Here is an 18807-nt window from a genome sequence, read left to right as displayed (position 1 = left end):
GCCAACGGATCGCCTCCCGGCTCGATGGGTGAGCATATGTTCCCGCCACGGGTGCGGCGGCCGCACCGGGGGATCACCCCGGGGCGACCGCCGCCGGTACGACTACTGGATCTGTTCCGGCTTGTAGTAGCCGGTGTCGATCAGCGTCGCCTTGTAGTTGGCCTTGTTGACGATGACCGGGTCGAGCAGGAACGAGGGCACGACCTTGTTGCCGTTGTCGTAGTCCTTCTCGTTGTTGACCTCGGGCTTGTTCCCCTTGAGCACCGCGTCGGCCATCTTCACCGCCACCTCGGCGAGCTGCCGGGTGTCCTTGTAGATGGTCGAGTACTGCTCGTCGGCGATGATCGACTTGACCGACGCCACCTCGGCGTCCTGCCCGGTCACCACCGGGTACGGCTGGCCGCCCGTGCCGTAGCCGTTGCTCTTCAGCGCCGATAGGATGCCGATCGAGAGCCCGTCGTACGGCGACAGCACCCCGTCGACCTTCGCCCCGCCGCTGTACGTCTTGGTCAGCAGGTCCTCCATCCGGCGCTGCGCGGTGCCGGCCTCCCAGCGCAGGATCGCGACGGTCTTGAAGTCCTTCTGCCCGCTCTTCACCACCAGGGTCCCGTTGTCGATGTACGGCTGGAGCACCGACATCGCGCCGTTGAAGAAGAATGTGGCGTTGTTGTCGTCCGGCGAGCCGGCGAACAACTCGACGTTGAACGGGCCCTTGGCGGTGCCGTCCGAGCCGTCCTCGTTCTTCAGCTTCAGCCCGACCAGCAGCGAGGTCGCCTGCTGCACCCCGACCTTGAAGTTGTCGAAGGTGGCGTAGTAGTCGACGTTCGGGCTGTTCCGGATCAACCGGTCGTACGCGATGACCGGGATCTTGTTGTCCGCCGCGTTCTGCAACTGGGTGGTGATGGCGGTGCCGTCGATCGAGGCGATGATCAGCACCTTGGCGCCCTTGGTGATCTGGTTCTCGATCTGGTTGACCTGGGCCGGGATATCGTTCTCGGCGTACTGGAGGTCGACGGTGTAGCCGAGCTTCTCCAGCCCCGCCTTGACGTTGTTGCCGTCGTGGATCCACCGCTCCGAGGACTTGGTCGGCATCGTCACCCCGACGAGCGCCCCGGCGTTGTCGCCGGAGCCACCCTCCTCGTCCACGGTCTTGGTACTCGATCCGCACGCGGTGAGCGCGACGGCCAGCGTGGCCGCGCCGGCCACCGCCGCGAGCCGGACGAATTTCATATGCTCCTCCAATTCCTGGGTACGGCGTGCGGGTCAGCCCCGGCCGGGCAGCCCTTGGGCGAGTCGGTGGTAGGCCTGGTTCCAGCGCAGCCGGTCCCGGAAGTCGGCGGTCGTGGTCCGGTCGTCGATCATCACGAGTTCGGTGTGCAGCATGTCGGCGAAGTCCCGCAGAGTGGCCGAGCTGACCGACTGGGTGAGTACGGTGTGGTGCGGGCCGCCGGCGGTGAGCCACGACTCGGCGGAGGTGCTCAGCGACGGCGCCGGCTTCCACACCGCGCGGGCGACCGGAAGCCGGGGCATCGGCTCGTCCGGCGGTACCACCTCGATCTCGTTGGCGACCAGCCGGAACCGCTCCCCCAGGTCGGCCATCCCGATCACCACGCCGGGGCCGGCGACGGCGTCGAAGACGAGCCGGACCGGATCCTCCCGGCCGCCGATACCGAGCGGGTGGATCTCGCAGGACGGGCGCTCGCCGGCGATGCTGGGGCAGACCTCCAGCATGTGCGCGCCGAGGATCTTCGGCTCGCCCGGTCCGAAGTGGTAGGTGTAGTCCTCCATGAAGGACGTTCCCTGGGGCAGCCCGGCGCCCATCGCCTTGACGGCGGCGAGCAGGGTCGAGGTCTTCCAGTCCCCCTCGCCGCCGAAGCCGTAGCCGTCGGCCATCAACCGCTGCACGGCGAGGCCGGGCAGCTGGCGCAGCCCACCGAGGTCCTCGAAGTTGGTGGTGAACGCCCCGAACCCGCCCTCGGTCAGGAACTCGCGCAGCCCCGCCTCGATCCGGGCGGCGTACCGCAGCGACTCGTGCCGGTCGCCGTCCTTGGCCAGTTCGGGTGCGAGCCGGTAGCTGTCGGCGTACTCGCCGACCAGGCGCTCGATCTCCTGCTCGGCGACCCGGTCCACCACCTCGACCAGGTCGTTGACCCCGTAGGTGTTCACCGAGACGCCGAAGCGCAGCTCCGCCTCAACCTTGTCACCCTCGGTGACGGCGACGTCACGCATGTTGTCGCCGAACCGGGCCAGCCGGAGGTTGCGCAGGTGCGCGTAGCCGAGCGCGGCGCGGGCCCACTCGTCGATCCGGGCCACCACCGTCGGGTCGGAGGCGTGCCCGGCAATGGTCTTGCGGGCCAGCCCGAGCCGGGTCTGGATGAAGCCGAACTCACGGTCGCCGTGCGCGGCCTGGTTGAGGTTCATGAAGTCCATGTCGATGGACTCCCAGGGCAGCGCCTCGTTGAGCTGGGTGTGCAGGTGCAGCAGGGGCTTGCGCAGCGCGTCCAGCCCACTGATCCACATCTTGGCGGGCGAGAACGTGTGCATCCAGGCGATGACGCCGAGGCAGTGCGGGTCGGCGTTCGCCTCCAGCAGCACTCTACGGATCGCCGACGCCTCGGTGAGGACCGGCTTCCAGACGATCTCCGCGACGATCCGGCCGGAGCCGGTGAGCGTGTCCAGGATCTGCTGAGACTGGGACGCGACCTGGTCGAGGGTCTCCGGACCGTACAGGTGCTGGCTGCCGGTGAGGAACCAGATCTGCGGGTGCGTGGCCGGCGGCATGTCCACCTCTCCTACTTGGGGTATGGCTGCTGCCACCCCCGACGGTCTGGTCGCGATCACGTCGCGAGCCGAGTGTTACCGCTAACATTGGAGCAGTCAAACGGTACACCGTAACGCTTCAGTAACGGGAGAGCGGGGAATCCGCAGGTCCGTGCGCCGAGACGGTGAGCGGTCGCTGTGGCACGTTGAAAGGTCGATCCACTCCCCGAATCCCGCACCCGCGAGCATCGTCCGGCCCACCCGGATGAGCGGCCGGGCCGCGGCCCTGCCACCGGCCAACACGCCGGAAGCAAGGGCCACGCCGGGAAGCAGTAGCCGCGCCGGGAAGCAGTGGCCCCGGCGAAAGCAGTGGCCCCGCCGGGAGGTAACGGTCCGGTACGCAGACTGTCGAGCTGGGTGCACAGACGGGGCACCCGGAGCCGGCGCGGTCGGGGCCCAGACAACCCCGGGAGTGGGCGCACGAGCGGGGCAGCTCGACAGTCTCCCCGCCAGCTACTTCCCGCCGACTACTCCCGCCAGCTACTTCGGCCGATCCCGCCGTCGCCTCGCCCCGCCTCGCCCCCGCCGCTACCCTCCGCCGCGACCTCGACGAGACCCGAGCGCGCGGGCCCCGGCACACCGGCCCGATCCGGGCAGCCCTGCCGATGACCCCGCCGTACGTCGACCCGGCGTGGGAACCCGACCCGAACGGCCCGCCGGACGACGGGGTCTACGGTCCCGTACCGCACACCCGGTTGCCGTTCCGGTCGATCCTGATGGCCAGCCGGACCGACCCGTACACGACGTTCGCACAGTTCGAGCGGTACGCCGAGGCGTGGGGCGCCGAGCTGTACGACGCGGGCGACGCCGGGCACGTCGAGACCGCGAGCGGATACGGCCGCCGGCCGGCGGGTGAGCGGCTGATCGACCGACTCCGGCAGCCCCCGGAGTAAGCAGCCCGGAACCGCCGGCACAGTCCACTGTCGTCCCGTCGCGCCCGACACCCTGAGTCAGCGCTCAGGTACCATCACCCGGCGGCCGAGGCGGACACGACCGGGTCACCGGCCCTCGGAGGGGCTTCGGGCGCACTGGTCCCGCCTCGCTAGGATCCGCAGGGAGCGAAGCGGAAGTGGGTTGGGATGCAGCCAGTGGGTCCGTACCAGTTCATCGAGGCGGTCAGCCTGTGCCAGGTCGGCAGCGTCTGGTCCGCCATCGACGGGCAGGGCAACTCGTACACGGTGGCCGTGCTGGACGCCGCCGTCGCGGGTGACCAACGTTGGCGCGACGCGTTCGCCGGCACCGCCCAGGCGTTGGCCCAGCCCAGCGCGGGCGGCCCCCGGTACGTGCACGCCGAGTTCGCCACCCCCGCGCCGTGGGTCGCCTACGCCGCGAGCGAAGCCGGCGGCGGCGAGCGGCTCTTCGCCGCGCTGGGCATGGAGTGCCGGCCGGCGCAGGAGGGCGTCGGGGACGGCGATTCGCCGACCATGAAGACCACCGCCGCACCGGCGAACGGCACCGCACCGAACGGTTCCGCCGGGCCGGACGACGACGAGCTGGCCACCCCCACCACCCGGCTCACGCCCGGCGCCCCGGCACCGAACCCGTGGCAGGCCGGCCCCCCACAGTCGACCCCGGTGGTGAACGCGACCCCGGTGCCGACCTCGACCCCGACGTCCGCACCGCCGCACCAGACCTCCGCACCGCCGCACCAGGTCTCGGTGCCGCCGCACCAGAGTTCCGCGCCGCCCTACCAGGTCTCCGTGCCACCGGACCAGAGTTCCGGGCCGCCCTACCAGAGCTCGGTGCCGCCGTACCAGATCTCCGGGCCGCCCGACTCGATCTCCGGGCCGCCGCAGCCGCTGCCCGAGATGCCCAGGCCGTACTCGGCCGAACCGGCCACGGACGCCTCCGGTTACGACCCGCTCTACTCGCCGGTGCGGCACATCGTGCCCTCCGAGCCGAAGCCGCGCCGAAACTGGCTCCTGGTCGCCGTCGCCGTGGTCGTCGTCCTGGTGCTGGCCGGTGGTGGGACCATCCTCGCCGTGAGCCTCTCCGGCGGCGACGGCGGTGACGAGCCGCCACCGGACGCCAAGCCGAGCGCGAGCGTCCTGCCGCCGCCGGCACCGACGAACCCGCCGCTGCAACCGGGCCTGGAGCCGCCGACGCCGGGATCGTGGCCGACGAAGTGGCCGACGTTCACCGAGCGGGACGAGGTGCGCACCCTGCCGGACCTGGAGGGCCTGACCTTCACCGTCAAGGTGCCGAGCAGCTGGCAGTGCGTGCTCTCCGGTCGGGCGGAGGGCTTCACCAAGTACAACTGCGGGGTGCCGCCGGGCAGCGACAAACCGGAGTTCGGCGGGGAGCTGATCGTGCGCGACTGCGCGCAGCCCTGTGACGAGGCGCAGCAGGTCGCGATGCGGCAGGCCGAGGAGGCGTGGGGCAAGCGCTGGATCCGCAGCGGGCAGTTCTCCGCGTACGTCGAGACGAACACGTTGCAGGAGAACGGTGAGCAGCGGCACGGGCTGGTCGTCGTCGGGTACTTCAAGAGCGGCAGCGAGGGCGTCGTCGACCGGCAGCTGGTGCTGCGGATGACCGCCCCCGTGGACGGCGCCCTGGAGCTGCGCCGGGTGGCCACCTACCTCCGGGAGACCCTGATCTTCTGAGCACCGCACAGCCGGGGTGGGAAGGGGCGGTCAGCCTGCGGTCTGTTCGGCGATCCAGCCGGTCAACCGCCGCGCAAACGCCCGGTGGGAGAAGCCGGCGGCGTGCGGCGGCAGCCGGTCGAGGTCGAGCTCGTCGAGACGGCGGAGCAGGGGCACGAAGTCGGCGGCGGTCAGCGAGTCGACGAGCAGCCCGGTCTGCCCGTCGACGACCGTCTCCAGCAGCCCGCCACGGCGCAGGCCGATCACCGGAGTACCGCAGGCCTGCGCCTCCACCGGGATGATGCCGAAGTCCTCGTGCACCGGGAAGAGCAGGGCGCGTGCTCCCCAGTAGAGCCGGCGGAGCCGCTCCCGGTCGGGCTGCACCTCGAAGCGGACCGGCACGGCGGCCCGGGCGGCGGCGCGGCGCAGGTTCGCCTCCGCGGGCCCCGAGCCGGCGATCACCAGCGGCACCCCGGCGGCCTCGGCGATCGCGATGATCAGGTCGAAGTTCTTGTACGGAATCCACCGCCCGACCCCGAGCAGATAGTCCCGGGACTGCTCCCGGTCCGCCTGCGGTGCACCGGCGAAGAAGTCGGTGTCCACCGGCGGGTTCACGACCGTCGCGTCCCGCCGCCAGTACCGCGCGATCCGGTCCCGCACCTCCCGGGAGTTCGCGGCGTACGCGTGCACGTGCCGGCTCAGCCGCAGGTCGGCGGCTTGCAGCACCCGCCGGGGTGCGGCCAGCAGCGGGTTGGCGCCCCGGCCGTCGAAGGACGGGCTCCAGATGTAGCGGGCCGGCGAGTGCACGTAGCTCAGGTAGCGGGTGTGTTCGGGAGTGCCCAGCCGGACGGTGTGCGCGAAGGCGTGGCTGGACGAGATGACCACGTCGAACCGTTCCCGGCTGAGCGTCCGCCAGACCAGCGGCATCAACGGCAACGCCACCGCCTTGGTACGCCGCAGCGGCGTCCGGGCCAGCCACGACTCCCGCAGGTCCGGCTCGACGACACCCTCGTCCTTCCAGAGCACGAACCGCCGGGCGTGCGGCAGTTGCGCCGCGATCTGCCGGAAGACGTTCTCCGAACCGCCGGTGGCGCCGAACCACTCGTGCACCACCGCCACCGACCGGTCCGCGAGCAGCCGCGGGACCGGCGCGTCGGCGCCGGGGCGGGCGGTTCCGGTGTCCTGGTCGCGGACCTCTCCGGCTGTCATGTCGACGCTCCCTCCGACGGACTGAAAGACGGGCTGGCAGGCGGACCGTCAGGCGGACCAACCTGGTTTCCATCGCTCACACCCCGCTCTTGCGCCCGGCCAGTCCGGCGACCCGGGCCCAGATGCCGAGCAGGAAGGTCCGGCGCAGTCCGGGCAGCAGTGCGGCGGAGCCGACCCAGACCAGCAGGATCCCGAGGCAGGAGGCGACCAGCCGGAGCAGGCCCAGCCCGGCGAGCAGGTAGCCGAGCGCACCGGCCGCGACCGTGCCGGGCAGCAACGCGGCGGCGAGCTTCAGGCTGAACCCGAGCACCCCCAGCAGGCGGGCCGAGACGAGGAACATCAACAGCCCGCCGACCGAGGCCGCCACCCCCAGGGTGAGCGCGCCCCAGTGCCGGAACAGCAGCAGGTTCAGCCCGGCGGCAGCCGTGTAGGAGACCGCCATCACGATCGCGACCTGGAAGTTGCGGCCCCGGGCGTTCAGCACCTTGACCAGGGTGTAGCCGATCACCTGCGCCCAGATGCCGAGCGCGAAGCCGAGCAGCAGGGTGGCGGAGATCCGTACCGCCTGCTCGTCGAACTCGCCGCGCGCGTAGAGCAGGGTGACGATGCCGGTGCTGTTGAGGCAGAGGATCAACGAGAGCGGCACGGTCACGAAGAGCACCGGCGGAAGCAGCCGGCGCAGGCCGCCGGCCACCGCGCCCGGCTCCATCTTGGCGAACGAGGCCAGCCCGGCCAGCCCGAGCGGGGCGGCGAGCAGCGCCATGCAGGAGTCGACGACGAACCGGGCGTACTCGGTCGCCGCGACCACCTCGACGCCGAGCAGCGAGCCGACCGCCCGCTCCACCCCGATCGAGCCCTGCAGGATCACCGGGATCAGCAGCAGCGGCCGGAGCCGGTGCCAGAACATCCGCAGCGCCAGCCGCCGGGCGGCCCCGTCCGGCAACCGCGCGTCCGGATCGCCGTCGACCCCGGTCAGGTAGCCCCGGCGCCGGACCCAGTAGATGCCGAAGAGCCAGAGCAGCACGTAGGGCACGGTGAAGCCCCAGGCGAGCAGCTCGACCCGGCCGGTGAGATAGGCCAGCAGCGTCGCGGCGATCAGCCCGAGGCTCTGCGCCGACGGGCGGATGTTGATCAGGCGTACGTCGTCGTGCGCGAGGCCGACCAGGGTGTGCAGGTTGTAGTGCACGTAGCACGGCACCGCCAGGGCGGCGATCCCGAGCATCGTCGCGGCGATCCGGGCGGTCTCCGCGTCGAGGCCGGGCGCCAGCAGGTCGACCCAGGCGGCCCGGCCGAGCAGCAGCCCCACGGCGAGCAGCAACGAGAACGCGGTGAGCAGCGAGCGTACGGTGCGGTAGAGCACCAGGGCCATCGCCGGCCGTTCGGTGCGGTACTGCACGTACAGCGGCAGGAACCCGGCGGAGAGCGCGTCGGCGGTGAAGAAGTTGATCGGGATCAGGGTCGCGGTCAGCGCGACCCGGTTGGCCGCCACCACCCGGCCGGCGCCGAAGAGCGCCGCGAGCAGCACCTCGCGGAGCAGCCCGAGCACCTTTCCGGTCACCCCGCCGAGCAGCAGCCGGAAGAAGATCCTGGTCACGGTGTTCCGGGCCGGCCGGCGAGTTCGTCGAAGAGCGTCAGGTAGCTGCGGGCACAGTGTGCCAGGGTGAGTTCCTCGGGAAGCAGGCTCGACCGGGGACCGGCAGCCGGCGGCATCCCGGTCAGGATCTCGGCGAGGGCGCCGGGATCGGCGGGGTCGACTGGGTGCAGCACGCCGGCCAGCGAGTCCGGCCCGGTGGCGCCGGTCGGAAGTACGCAGGGCAGCCCACCGGCCAGCGCCTCCAGGATCGCCATCGGCAGCCCCACTTCCAGCCGTGCCGTGGTGAGCAGGGCGACGTCGGCCGCCGCGTAGTACCGCCCGACCTCCTCCGGCGGCACCCGGCCGACGAAGGTGACCAGCTCGGCCAGCCGCAGGTCGCGGACCAGGGCGCGCAACCGGCCCTCGTCCGGGCCGTCGCCGACCAGCAGGAACCGGAACCGGTCGCCGTGGCCCCGGTCGCGCAGTACCGCCGCCGCGCGCAGCGCCCGGTCCAGCCGCTTCTGCACGTGCAGCCGGCCGACGCAGCCGACCACTGTGACCCGGTCGTCGACGCCGAGTGCCGCCCGCAGCTTCCGGCGCTGCTCGACACCGCCGGTGTGGTCCGCCGGGCGTACCCCGTTCGGGATCAGCCGGATCCGGTCCGGCCGGACCGCCCAGCGCTGCGGCGCGGCGGCCAGCGACTCGGCGACCCGCCCGCCGACCGCGACCACCCGGTCGAAGTCCCGGTACCGGACCAGGTCCCGGGCCAGCCAGCCGACGTTCTTCGGCGCGGTCGCCAGCGACCGCAGGTTCCCGGCCCGCAGCTTCGAGCCGATCTCCATCATCGAGGTGCCGTGCGCCTGCAACACGAACGGCGTACCCGGATGCCGCTCCCGGGCCCGGACCACCGAGTACGCCCCGGCGCTCACCGACAGCACCGCCCCGGGCGGCGTCGCGCAGGCCGCCCAGTACGCCCGGGACTCCCGCCACCAGGCCGCGGAGTACCGTCCGGGCCGGGTACCGGCCAGCGGCACCACCTCGACCCCGTCCGCCGCGAACGGACCGGGCACCCCGGGGATGGCCGTGGTGACGACCCGGACCTGGCGGCCCTGCCGGGCGAGTTCGGCGGCGAGACTCCAGGCCAGTGTCTCCATGCCGCCGGTGTGGTGGTGCGGGGTGGCCCGGGAGAAGACCATTATGGACTCGGTCATAGCAGCGTCCCGTAGAGCGATTCGAGCTTGTCGGTCTGGCTGCGCAGGTTGAAGCGTTCGACGACCGTCCGCCGGCCGGCCTCGCCGAACCGGCGGCAGAGGTCCGGGTCCGTCAGCAGCGCGGTCAGCCGCTCGGCGAGCCCGGCGACGTCCCGCTCGGCCACCAGATAGCCGTCGGTGCCGTCGGTGACCGCCTCCGCGATCCCGCCGTGCCGGGTGCCGACCACCGGGCGCCCGCTGGCCGCCGCCTCCAGCAGCACCGTCGGCAGCCCCTCCTGGTCCCCGGAGGCGGCGGTGACGCTCGGCTGGCAGAGCAGCCGGGAACGGCGCAGGCAGCCGAGTGTCTCGGGATGCGGCAGTGCGCCGAGGAAGCGTACCGCCGCCGCGACGTCGAGCTGCCGGGCGAGCGCGTCCAGCGACTCCCGCAGCGGTCCGTCGCCGACCACCACCAGCTCGGCGTCCGGCACCGCCCGGCGTACCACGGCGAACGCCCGCAGCAGGTCCGCGGTGCCCTTCTTCTCCACCAGCCGGGCCACGTGCAGGATCCGGGGCGTCTCGACCGGCCCGGCCGGCGGGATCAGGTCGACGTCGACCCCGGTCGGCAGCACGACGAGCCGGTCGGCGGGATAGCCCCAGTCCAGCGCCCTGGCCCGGATGTGCTCGGAGACGCAGACGAACCTCGCCCCGGCGTCGAAGAGTTCGTTGCGCCAGGCGACGTAGTTCACCCAGGACGTCTTCCGGGACGCCAGCAGCCGGGACTTGGTGATCGTCACGTCGAACCCGTGCAGGGTGGTGACCAGTGGCACGCCCAGCGCGCGGGCCACCGGCACCACGTAGACGCCCTCCACCCCGAAGTGTGCGTGCAGCAGTGCCGTGCCGCGTTCGGCCAGCAGCCGGCGCAGCGGCTCCGACCGGCGGGTCAGGGTGTAGGCGAGCACCGCCGCCCGGCCGAAGTCGGCGACGCTCACCGTGTCGGGCCGGGCCGGGTCACCGCTCGGTCCGCCCGTCGGTGCCGGGCTAGCCGAGCCGGCTGGCGGCGGGTTCGGGACCGGGTCCCTCGCCACGAACAGCGGGTGGAAGCTCCGCATCGCCAGGGCCTGGCTGGTGATGAACGTCTCCGACGGCCGGAACTGCTGGTGGCGTACGACTCCCACGGTCGGGGTGGCTTGCACTGTCCTGGGTCTCCTCGGCAACGGGCCGGACGAGGTAGGCGATGAGCAGCGAGACGATCGGGATCAGGTGGATGTCGCCGAAGACGTCGGTGTTCTCGCCGAGCCCCTGGACCAGGATCCAGCCGATCGCCGTGCCGGCGCAGATCACGAACGGTTGCCCGGCGCGGCCGTCCGACAGCCGCCGGACGACGAGCCGGAACGCGGCGACGAAGAAGGCGACGGTGAGCACCAGTCCGGCGAGGCCGGTCACCGCCCAGGCGCCGAGCAGGATGTTGTGCGGCGGGAAGACCCGCCAGATGTCGTGCCGGTCGGCGTAGCCGGCGAACCCGACGTCCCAGCCGCCGTAGCCGAGCCCGAGCAGCGGGCTGTCCCGGAACTCCTCGGCACCGAACTGCCAGATGGCGGTCCGGCCGACGAACGCGTCCACCAGGGCGTCCAGGAAACCGCGGTTGAGGGCGAGCAGCAGCACCACGGCCGCCGCCAGCGGCACGGCGGCGAACAGCAGATAGCGCCGGACGGCCGGGGTGGCGTACCGGCGCAGCCGGTGGAAGGCGTACGCGGCGGCGGGCAGCGCGAACACCAGCACCGTGGCCGACTTGGAGCCGGTGAACGGCACCGCCAGCAGCGCCAGTACGCCGACCACCCGCAGCCAGCGGGTCCCGGTCAGCGCCGCCAGGGCGAACGCGGCGAGGCCGTTGACCCCGAGGAACATCGCCGCCACGTTGGCGTTGATGAAGACGCCACCGGCCTTCGCCGGGTCCAGCACGTTGTTCGGGTTGTCCCCGAAGAGCGCCGCGACGGTGTTCTGCCCGGCGAAGAAGCCGCCGATCGAGTGCAGGTAGGCGTCCTCCAGGCCGGGCAGCAGCCGGAATCCGACCACCAGGGCGGCTTCGAACAGCACCCACGGCCAGTACCAGAGGTGCAGCCGGCGCAGTGCCGCGGCGCCGCCGCCGGCCACCGCCACCATCAGCACCACTGTGACGACGAACTGGCCGAGCAGCGTGATGGACTGCAAGCCGGCGCGCGGCTCGGGTGACCAGGCCAGCGCGAGCAGCCGGAGCGCCAGCAGGGCCAGCAGGATCCGGACCAGGGCCAGCCGGAGCAGCCCGCGGGCGAGTCCGCCCCGGGTGGCGAGCAGGACCACCGGGGCGAGCAGCAGCGCGACCACGGTGCCGAGGGCGATGTCGACGCTTCCCCTGGGCAGCAGGTAGAGCTGGGGCAGGGCGAGCACCAGTACGACGGTCGCCAGGACGGCGAGCCGGTGCGGCCGGGCGGCGGCGCGGGCCAGCTCGTCGCCGAGGCGGCGGGCGGCCGGCAGCACCCTAGGCACCAGGCGCCCCGGTCACCGGTGCCGGCTGCCCACCGGCGGCCTGGCCGGCGATGCCGCGCAGCAGCTCGCCCCGGGCCCGCCAGCCGAAATCGCGGGCGTGGCCGACCCGGGCGGCGATCTCCTCTTCGGTGGCGGGTGCGAGGGCGTCGAGTACCCGGTTGACGAAGTCGTCGACGGAGTCCGCCACGCCGATCGCGTCGCTGCCCCGGGCCGCCCGGACCACGTCCGGCACGGCGGTGCTCACCACGGAGAGCCCGGCCGACAGGTATTCGTAGCACTTCAGCGGGCTGACCCCGGTGGTGTATGCGTTCAGGGCGTACGGCACCAGACCCACCGTGGCGGTGCCGGCCACCTCGGCCAGCTCGTCGATGCCGAGCACCCCGAGATAGCGCGCGCCGAGCCGGACCAGCTCGGCCAGTTCGGTGTCGAAGCCGCCGCCACCGGCCGCGACCGGACCGGCGAGTAGCAGCTCACCCCGGCCGCGCAGCCCCTCGGCCAGGGCGCGCAGCAGCGGGTAGTCCAGTTTGTGCGGTGACAGGTTGCCGGCGAAGAGTGCCACCGGACGGCGTTGCGCGGCGGGCCGGCCGGCGGCGGCGAAGACGTCCACGTCGGCGACGTTCGGCAGCACCCGCACGTCCGGGAAGCCGGTCGTGCGCAGGTGCGCGCCGACGGCCTCGCTGGTGGCGATCGCCGGCCGGGCCAGGGTGGCCAGCCGGCGCTCTCCGGCGGCGACGGCGACCGCGTCGACACCGGGGAACGCGCCGAGCAGGTCGACGCAGTGGTAGACGGTGAAGTCGGCGTACCGTTCGAGCCCGTACGTCACCGGGGTGAACGTCCACAGCCCCCGGGGTCGCGGGCTGTTCCGCCAAGCGGTGACGGCGCGTTCCAGCAGGATCCGGTTGACCAGCCGGGTCGGCCGGCGGTGCACCGGCACGATCAGCGGCGAGACGATGCTGGCCCGCTCCGGCACCGGCCGGTGCGTCGTGCCGGAGTGCCCGCGCACCCGGTTGCGGACCCGGCGGGCGATCCGGCTCAGGTCGCGGGCGTCGAGGCGCACGCGGCGCAGGCCGAGCGACTCGACGAAGTGGGTCTCGAAGTCGCGGGCGAACTCCCGCACCACGTAGTGCTGGTTCGTCGCGATCTGCGCGCTCCACTCGGCGGTGCCCAGCACCAGCATCGTCGGAGTCATCGTGTCCACGGAGGCGCACTGCTGCACCAGGGTACCCTAGGGGAGCGGGCGGCCCGGCCGACAGCCACCCTCGCCGCCGACCCGCTTTACTCGGGTTTGTCCGCCAGGAGTCGCTCGGGTTTGTCCGCCAGTAGTCGCCGGACGAGCACCCTCCACACCCGACCCGGCCGCCGGCACGGGCTGCCGTTTTCCGCCGGTCGCGACGCCGGCCGGGAGGGTTTGCCGCTGTCCCGGTTTCTCGCCTATGTTGCCTTCATGACCGACGACGTCGCGCTGCTCCTGCGCCGGGCCGGGTTCGGTCCGACGGCGGCGGAGCTGGCGGCGGCGAAACAGTCGGGATACCCCGACACCCTCTCCGGGTTGCTCGCCCCGCTCGGGCCGGACGTCGGGGCGACCAGCTCCCCCGTCCCGAAGCTCGGCCCCGACCCGCACGCCAACCTGCCGAACCCGACCCGGGAGCAGCACGTCCGGGCCGACACGATGCGCAAGGCCCAGGCCGAGCTGATCGAGCGGTGGTGGCTGGACCGGATGACGGTCGCCAGCCACCAGGCGGTGGAGAAGCTGGTTTTCTTCTGGCACGGGCACTGGGCAACCTCGGTCGACAAGGTGAGCAGCGCGCAGTACATGCTGACCCAGCACCGGACGATCCGGGCCGCCCGGGACGTGGTGGACCTGGCCCACCGGATGATCGTGGACCAGGCCCTCATCTACTGGCTGGACGGGCAGCACAACAAGAAGGACGCACCGAACGAGAACCTCGCCCGGGAACTCTTCGAGCTGTTCCTGCTCGGCATCGGCCAGTACACCGAACGCGACGTCCGGGAGGCGGGCCGGGCGCTCACCGGCTGGCGGACGATCCTGGAGCAGGAGACACCGGTCTTCGACCGGCAGCGGCACGACCCGGGCCGCAAGACGATCCTCGGTCAGACCGCCAAATTCGACGCGCACAGCCTGGTCAACCTGCTGCTGACCCGCCCGGAGTGCCCCCGCTTCCTGGCCGCCCGGATGTGGTTCCGGTACGCCTCGCACAGCGAGCCGATCCCGGAGCGGGTCCGGGAGAAGATGGCCGAGGCGTTCCCGGCGCCGATGGCGATGCTGCGCGCGCTCTTCGAGGACGACGCCTTCGCCGGCACCGCGCACACCCTGGTGAAGCAGCCGGTGGAGTGGCTGGTCGGGGCGATGCGGCAGCTCGGCCTGCGGATGAGCAGCCTGCCGGTCGAGACCGCCATGGAGATCGTGTACGCGATGCGCGCCCTCGGACAGCTCCCGTTCGCCCCGCCCAGCGTGGGCGGCTGGCCGGCCGGCACGGCCTGGTTGACCTCGGCCGCCGCCCAGGTCAGGATGAACCTTGCCGGGAAGCTGGCCGCGCTGCACCAACCGGGGCGGCTCACCCCGGAGGACGTGGCGCACCTGCTCTGCCTGGACGGCTGGACCGACCGGACCTACCAGGTGCTCCGTGACGTCGGCGACCCGCGCCAACTGCTCGTCCTCGGCCTGTCGAGCCCGGAATACCTGGTGACCTGAGATGGACGCGCTTACCCGACGCCGTTTCCTGCTCGCCTCCGGTGTCGTCGGCGCCGGTGCGCTGGCGGCCACCGGTGCCGGCCTGGGCCTGGCCGAGCTGCTGGAGAAGTCGTCCCCGGTCGACCCCGCCGACCCGGGCCGGACCCTGGTGCTGGTCACCCTCTACGGCGGCAACGACGGCCTGAACACCGTCATCCCGTACCAGGACCGCCGCTACCACGGGCTGCGGCCCGAGTTGGCGTACCCGGCCGAGAAGGTGCTGCACCTGGACGACACCCTGGGCCTGAACCCGAAACTGACCGGGCTGAAGCGGCTCTGGGACGCGGGGCGGCTCGCGGTCGTGCTGGGCGTCGGCTATCCGAAGCCGGACCGCAGCCACTTCCGGTCGATGGACATCTGGCAGACCGCGTCACCGGAGATGCCGATCTACAGCGGCTGGGTCGGGCGGTGGCTGGACGGCACCAGGGCGTCCCCGGAGACGGCGGTGAGCTTCGAGCCGGTGCTGCCGCCGCTGCTCGCCGGGGAGACCCGGGCCGGTGCCTGCGTCAGCCTCGGCGGCCTCAAACTGCCACCCGGCATCGACACCGGGCTCGTCGGGGCGCTCGGCGGGGCGCAGCCGGGCGAGCCGGCGATGCAGGCCCGCGCCGCCGCCTCCTACGCCGACCTGCTCCGGGTGGAGCAGCTGGTGCGGCAGGGCCGGGAGCTGCCCCAGGCCGACGGCGGGCCGATGGGCCCGGCGACCGGCACCGGCGGCTCGAGCGCGCTCGCCGGGCAGCTCGGGCTGGTCGCCCGCTGCGTCGAGGCGAACGTACCGACCCGGGTGTACTCGGTGAGTCTCGGCGGGTTCGACACGCACGCCAGCGAGATCGCCGGGCACGAGATGCTGTTGACCCAGCTCGACCAGGCGCTGGCCGCTTTCGTGGAGCGGATGACCCGGACCGAGGCCGGCCGGCGGGTCACCGTGGTGGTCTACAGCGAGTTCGGGCGGCGGGTCCGGGCGAACGCCTCGGACGGCACCGACCACGGCACCGCCGGACCGGTCTTCGTGCTCGGCGGCGACGTGACCGGCGGTCTCTACGGCGAGCAGCCGAGCCTGACCGACCTGGACGACGGCGACCTGCGGGCCACGGTCGACTTCCGGCAGGTCTTCGGCACCGTCCTCGGTTCGGTGCTCGGCGCCGACCCGGCCCGCTACCTGGGCGGCTACCAGGTCACCCCGCTGCCGTTCCTGCCCGCCGCCGGATAGCCGACGGGCCGCGAGCCGGCCACGCCGAGGGATTGCTCACCTGCCGCCGCCCCGGAACACCTCGATGACCGTACGCAGCAGCACCTTGGTGTCCAGCCAGAGCGACCAGTTCTCGATGTAGTAGTTGTCGAACCGGGCGCGGTCGGAGATCGGGGTGTCCCCGCGCAGGCCACTCACCTGGGCCAGCCCGGTCAGCCCGACCGGCACCCGGTGCCGCATCGCGTAGTCGGGATGCTCGGCGGAGAACTTCTGCACGAAGTACGGCCGCTCGGGGCGGGGGCCGACCACGGTCATGTCGCCGCGCAGGATGTTCCAGAGCTGGGGCAGCTCGTCCAGCGAGGTGCGCCGCATGAACCGGCCGACCGGGCCGATCCGCTGGTCGTCGGCGATCGACCAGTGGGTCCGGGACTCGGTCTCGTCCGCCGGTTTCATGGTGCGGAACTTGATGACGTCGAACGGCCTGCCGTACCGGCCGATCCGTTCCTGGTGGAAGAAGATCCCGCGACCGCCCTCCAACCAGGTGGCGAGGGCGCAGAGCACCAGCATCGGGCTCAGCACGACGAGCGCCACGACACAGAAGACGATGTCGGAGGCGCGCTTGAGCAGCCAGCGCAGGCCGGTGAGGCTGGTGTGCCGGATCTGCACCATCGGGATCGCACCGATGTGGTCGGGCAGCCCGCCGGGCGAACGCGAGCCCCAGAGCCGGGGCACGCTCCAGATGTCGCAGTCCGCGAACTCCGGGCGGGCCAGCAACTCCATCAGGCTGTTCTCCGGGCAGTCGGGCTCGGCGACGACGAGCACGTCGCACTCGACCAGCCGGATCCGGTCGGCGAGCTGGTCCAACGTGCCGATCAGCGGCGGCGAGCCGGGCCCGGACCGCTCCTCGGCGTCGACACAGCCGGCGAAGCGCAACCCGTACTGCGGATAGCGGCGCAACAGCCGGGCGAGTTCGGCGGCGACCGGACCGCTGCCGATGATGATGGCGTTGTGCTCCACCCAGCGCCGCTTGCGGGCGACCGTCACCGCCCGCCGGGTGATCGCACGGCCTACGATGACCAGCCCGGCGGAGAGCACGACACCCCGCATGAAACCGGTCATGTACTCGACCGAGCCGTGCCGCATCGCCGCGATGATGGCGACGATCGCGGCGGAGGCGAGCAGCCGACCGCAGAGGCTCGGCAGCTCGTCCAGGATGCTCATGTGTCGACGGGCCCGGTAGAGCCCGCCGGCGGCGAAGATGGCCACGGTGAGCCCGGCGGTGAAGACCGTCCCCCGCCAGTATCGGTCGGTGACCAGCAGCGGCCCGAGCAGCGCGACGAGGTCGACCGGTGCGGTAACCATCCAGGCGCGCAGTCGACGGGTCCGCACGGAGGCGCGGGAGCCGGCGTACGGCAGCACCGCCGTGGTGTCGGTGCCGACCCGTAACCGCTCGGCCGGCCCAGGGGGACCGGTGCGGGGCCGCGGCACCGGCGGCGCGTCGATGGCCGGGTCGACGGCACCGGCGACCGGCATGCCCGGCGCGGCCGGCGACCGCTCCGGCGGGCCGGTGTCGGGCAGGCCGACCACCGGATCATGCGATGCCAACGGCCAGCTCGACATCTGCTACCTCCCCCGTGACGACGACCGCCGCTACCGGACGCCGGGTGCAGGATACGGCCGTGGGTGTCCCGCCCCGGCGGGGGCGGTCACTTCGCTCTACTCAGGATCTCGGGTACCGCGTCGCGCCGGACCGCGTCGTAGAAGGTCTTCACCTCGTCGGTCTTGGCGAACACCACGCTCTCGTCGCCGACCCGGCCGGTGCCCTTGGTCGGGCTGGTGAGGAAGGTCAGGTTGCCGCTGCGCAGGTGCCGCAGCTCCGTCCCCATGTCCAGCAGGGAGAGGGTCTTGTCGACCGAGACCGCGTCGGCGGAGGCCCGGATGAAGGAGTTCAGCTTGGCTGGGTTGGCCAATGTGCCACCGGAGGCCGCCTTGTCGAGGATGGCCCGGATCACCTGCTGCTGGTGCCGGATCCGGGCGAAGTCGCCGTCCTTGAACGCGTAGCGCTCGCGGGCGTAGTCCAGCGCCTGCGCGCCGTCCATCACCTGCTTGCCCTTCTTGAACTCGCGGCGGCCACCGGGCAGCAGCGAGTGCGTGGAGGTGAAGCTCTCCTCGACGGTGAGCTGCACGCCGCCGAGCGCGTCCACGATCTCCTTGAAGCCGGCGAAGTCGACGAGCGCCACGTGGTCGATCCGCACCCCGGTGAACTTCTCGACAGTTTGCACCATCAGCGGAATCCCGCCCCACGCGTAGGCCGCGTTGATTTTCGCGTCCCGACCGCCGTGCTTGCCGTCCTTGGACTTCGGCACGTTGACCCAGGTGTCCCGGGGGATGGAGACGAGCTGTGCGCTCGACCGGTCCGCCGGCAGGTGGGCGAGGATGATGGTGTCGCTGCGCGATCCGCCGGTGCTGGACGGATCGCGGGTGTCGCTGCCCAGGATCAGGATGTTCTTGGCGTCCTTCGCCACCTTGACCGGACGCGACTCCTCGGGAACCTCGTCGAACGCCTCGACCCGTTCGATGCCCGACTCCAGCGAGTGGACGTAGATGCCGGCCGCAACCGCTCCCCCGCCGCCCAGCAGTGCCAACACCAGCAGCGTGATGAGGACGATCCGCCGGGTGCGTCGCCGGCGGCGCTTCGGCGGCGGCGCCTCGGTGGAACTCCCGTCCGGAGTCGCCGCGATGACCTCGGTGGAGTCGGACTCCGCGAGTGAGGGGTGGTGTGGCATGGCCTCGATGCTACTGATGCACGCAACAGTGAAAAGCCCCGGTCGCACGGCCGATCCGCCCCGGCACACCCGACCGCACTGCGCCGCAGCTCAGGCGGGGTCCGCGTCCGGGTGCCCGGTCCGGGCGGTCCGGCACACCCGACCGTACTGCGCCAACCCGACGGCGTTGCCGCGCCGCAACCCGAT

General features: G+C 72.3%; 14 protein-coding genes. 4 read left to right on the top strand and 10 right to left on the bottom strand.

Translation table 11 applies throughout. The features are described 5' to 3' along the window. Nucleotides 1-102: 102 nt before the first annotated feature. Together chvE and araA are read right to left on the bottom strand one after the other, a co-directional pair. Nucleotides 103-1230 (bottom strand): multiple monosaccharide ABC transporter substrate-binding protein, encoded by a 1128-nt coding sequence (gene chvE / locus O7626_RS12580; protein WP_278061350.1) that lies wholly within the window; start codon nt 1228-1230, stop codon nt 103-105. Between the two features lie 33 nt (nt 1231-1263). Next, the gene (gene araA / locus O7626_RS12575) at nt 1264-2781 is read right to left on the bottom strand and encodes an L-arabinose isomerase (protein WP_278061349.1); all 1518 of its coding nucleotides are present in this window, start codon (nt 2779-2781) and stop codon (nt 1264-1266) included. A gap of 644 nt (nt 2782-3425) precedes the next feature. Between araA and O7626_RS12570 the strand changes: the two genes are divergently transcribed. Further along, a complete protein-coding gene (locus tag O7626_RS12570; protein ID WP_278061348.1) occupies nt 3426-3713 on the top strand; it encodes an alpha/beta hydrolase in 288 nt (95 codons plus the stop codon). 186 nt (nt 3714-3899) lie between these two features. Then, entirely contained in the window at nt 3900-5423 is a 1524-nt protein-coding gene (locus tag O7626_RS12565) for a hypothetical protein (protein ID WP_278061347.1), read from the top strand. Between the two features lie 30 nt (nt 5424-5453). On the opposite strand, the gene O7626_RS12560 is transcribed toward O7626_RS12565, so the two are convergent. From O7626_RS12560 to O7626_RS12535, 6 genes are all read right to left on the bottom strand, one after another. After that, a complete protein-coding gene (locus O7626_RS12560) occupies nt 5454-6611 on the bottom strand; it encodes a glycosyltransferase (protein ID WP_278061346.1) in 1158 nt (385 codons plus the stop codon). A 76-nt stretch (nt 6612-6687) separates the two neighbouring features. Beyond that, entirely contained in the window at nt 6688-8205 is a 1518-nt protein-coding gene (locus O7626_RS12555) for a lipid II flippase MurJ (protein WP_278061345.1), read from the bottom strand. Then, nucleotides 8202-9395 (bottom strand): glycosyltransferase family 4 protein, encoded by a 1194-nt coding sequence (locus tag O7626_RS12550; protein ID WP_278061344.1) that lies wholly within the window; start codon nt 9393-9395, stop codon nt 8202-8204. Before O7626_RS12550 ends, O7626_RS12555 begins: the two co-directional genes overlap by 4 nt. Beyond that, nucleotides 9392-10459: a glycosyltransferase gene (locus O7626_RS12545; RefSeq protein WP_278061343.1), complete on the bottom strand. Its 1068-nt coding sequence runs from the start codon at nt 10457-10459 to the stop codon at nt 9392-9394. Before O7626_RS12545 ends, O7626_RS12550 begins: the two co-directional genes overlap by 4 nt. Then, nucleotides 10413-11897: an O-antigen ligase family protein gene (locus O7626_RS12540; protein WP_278061342.1), complete on the bottom strand. Its 1485-nt coding sequence runs from the start codon at nt 11895-11897 to the stop codon at nt 10413-10415. The genes O7626_RS12545 and O7626_RS12540 overlap by 47 nt, the downstream gene beginning before the upstream one ends. Further along, nucleotides 11890-13113, bottom strand: coding sequence for a glycosyltransferase (locus O7626_RS12535; RefSeq protein ID WP_278061341.1), 1224 nt, complete (start codon nt 13111-13113; stop codon nt 11890-11892). The genes O7626_RS12540 and O7626_RS12535 overlap by 8 nt, the downstream gene beginning before the upstream one ends. 228 nt (nt 13114-13341) lie before the next feature. Between O7626_RS12535 and O7626_RS12530 the strand changes: the two genes are divergently transcribed. Together O7626_RS12530 and O7626_RS12525 are read left to right on the top strand one after the other, a co-directional pair. Continuing rightward, entirely contained in the window at nt 13342-14610 is a 1269-nt protein-coding gene (locus O7626_RS12530) for a DUF1800 family protein (protein ID WP_278061340.1), read from the top strand. A gap of 1 nt (nt 14611) precedes the next feature. Further along, a complete protein-coding gene (locus O7626_RS12525; RefSeq protein ID WP_278061339.1) occupies nt 14612-15856 on the top strand; it encodes a DUF1501 domain-containing protein in 1245 nt (414 codons plus the stop codon). Between the two features lie 36 nt (nt 15857-15892). Here the strand turns inward: O7626_RS12525 and O7626_RS12520 are convergent, their stop codons facing one another. Both O7626_RS12520 and O7626_RS12515 read right to left on the bottom strand, forming a co-directional pair. Continuing rightward, nucleotides 15893-17455: a sugar transferase gene (locus tag O7626_RS12520; protein WP_278061338.1), complete on the bottom strand. Its 1563-nt coding sequence runs from the start codon at nt 17453-17455 to the stop codon at nt 15893-15895. Between the two features lie 86 nt (nt 17456-17541). Continuing rightward, nucleotides 17542-18621 carry an LCP family protein gene (locus O7626_RS12515; protein ID WP_278061337.1) on the bottom strand — a complete coding sequence of 360 codons (1080 nt, stop codon included), beginning with the start codon at nt 18619-18621 and terminating at the stop codon, nt 17542-17544. Nucleotides 18622-18807 lie beyond the last annotated feature (186 nt).

This window comes from Micromonospora sp. WMMD1102, from assembly GCF_029626265.1.
Lineage (GTDB): Bacteria > Actinomycetota > Actinomycetes > Mycobacteriales > Micromonosporaceae > Plantactinospora.
This window is presented reverse-complemented; position numbering and strand designations above follow the sequence as displayed.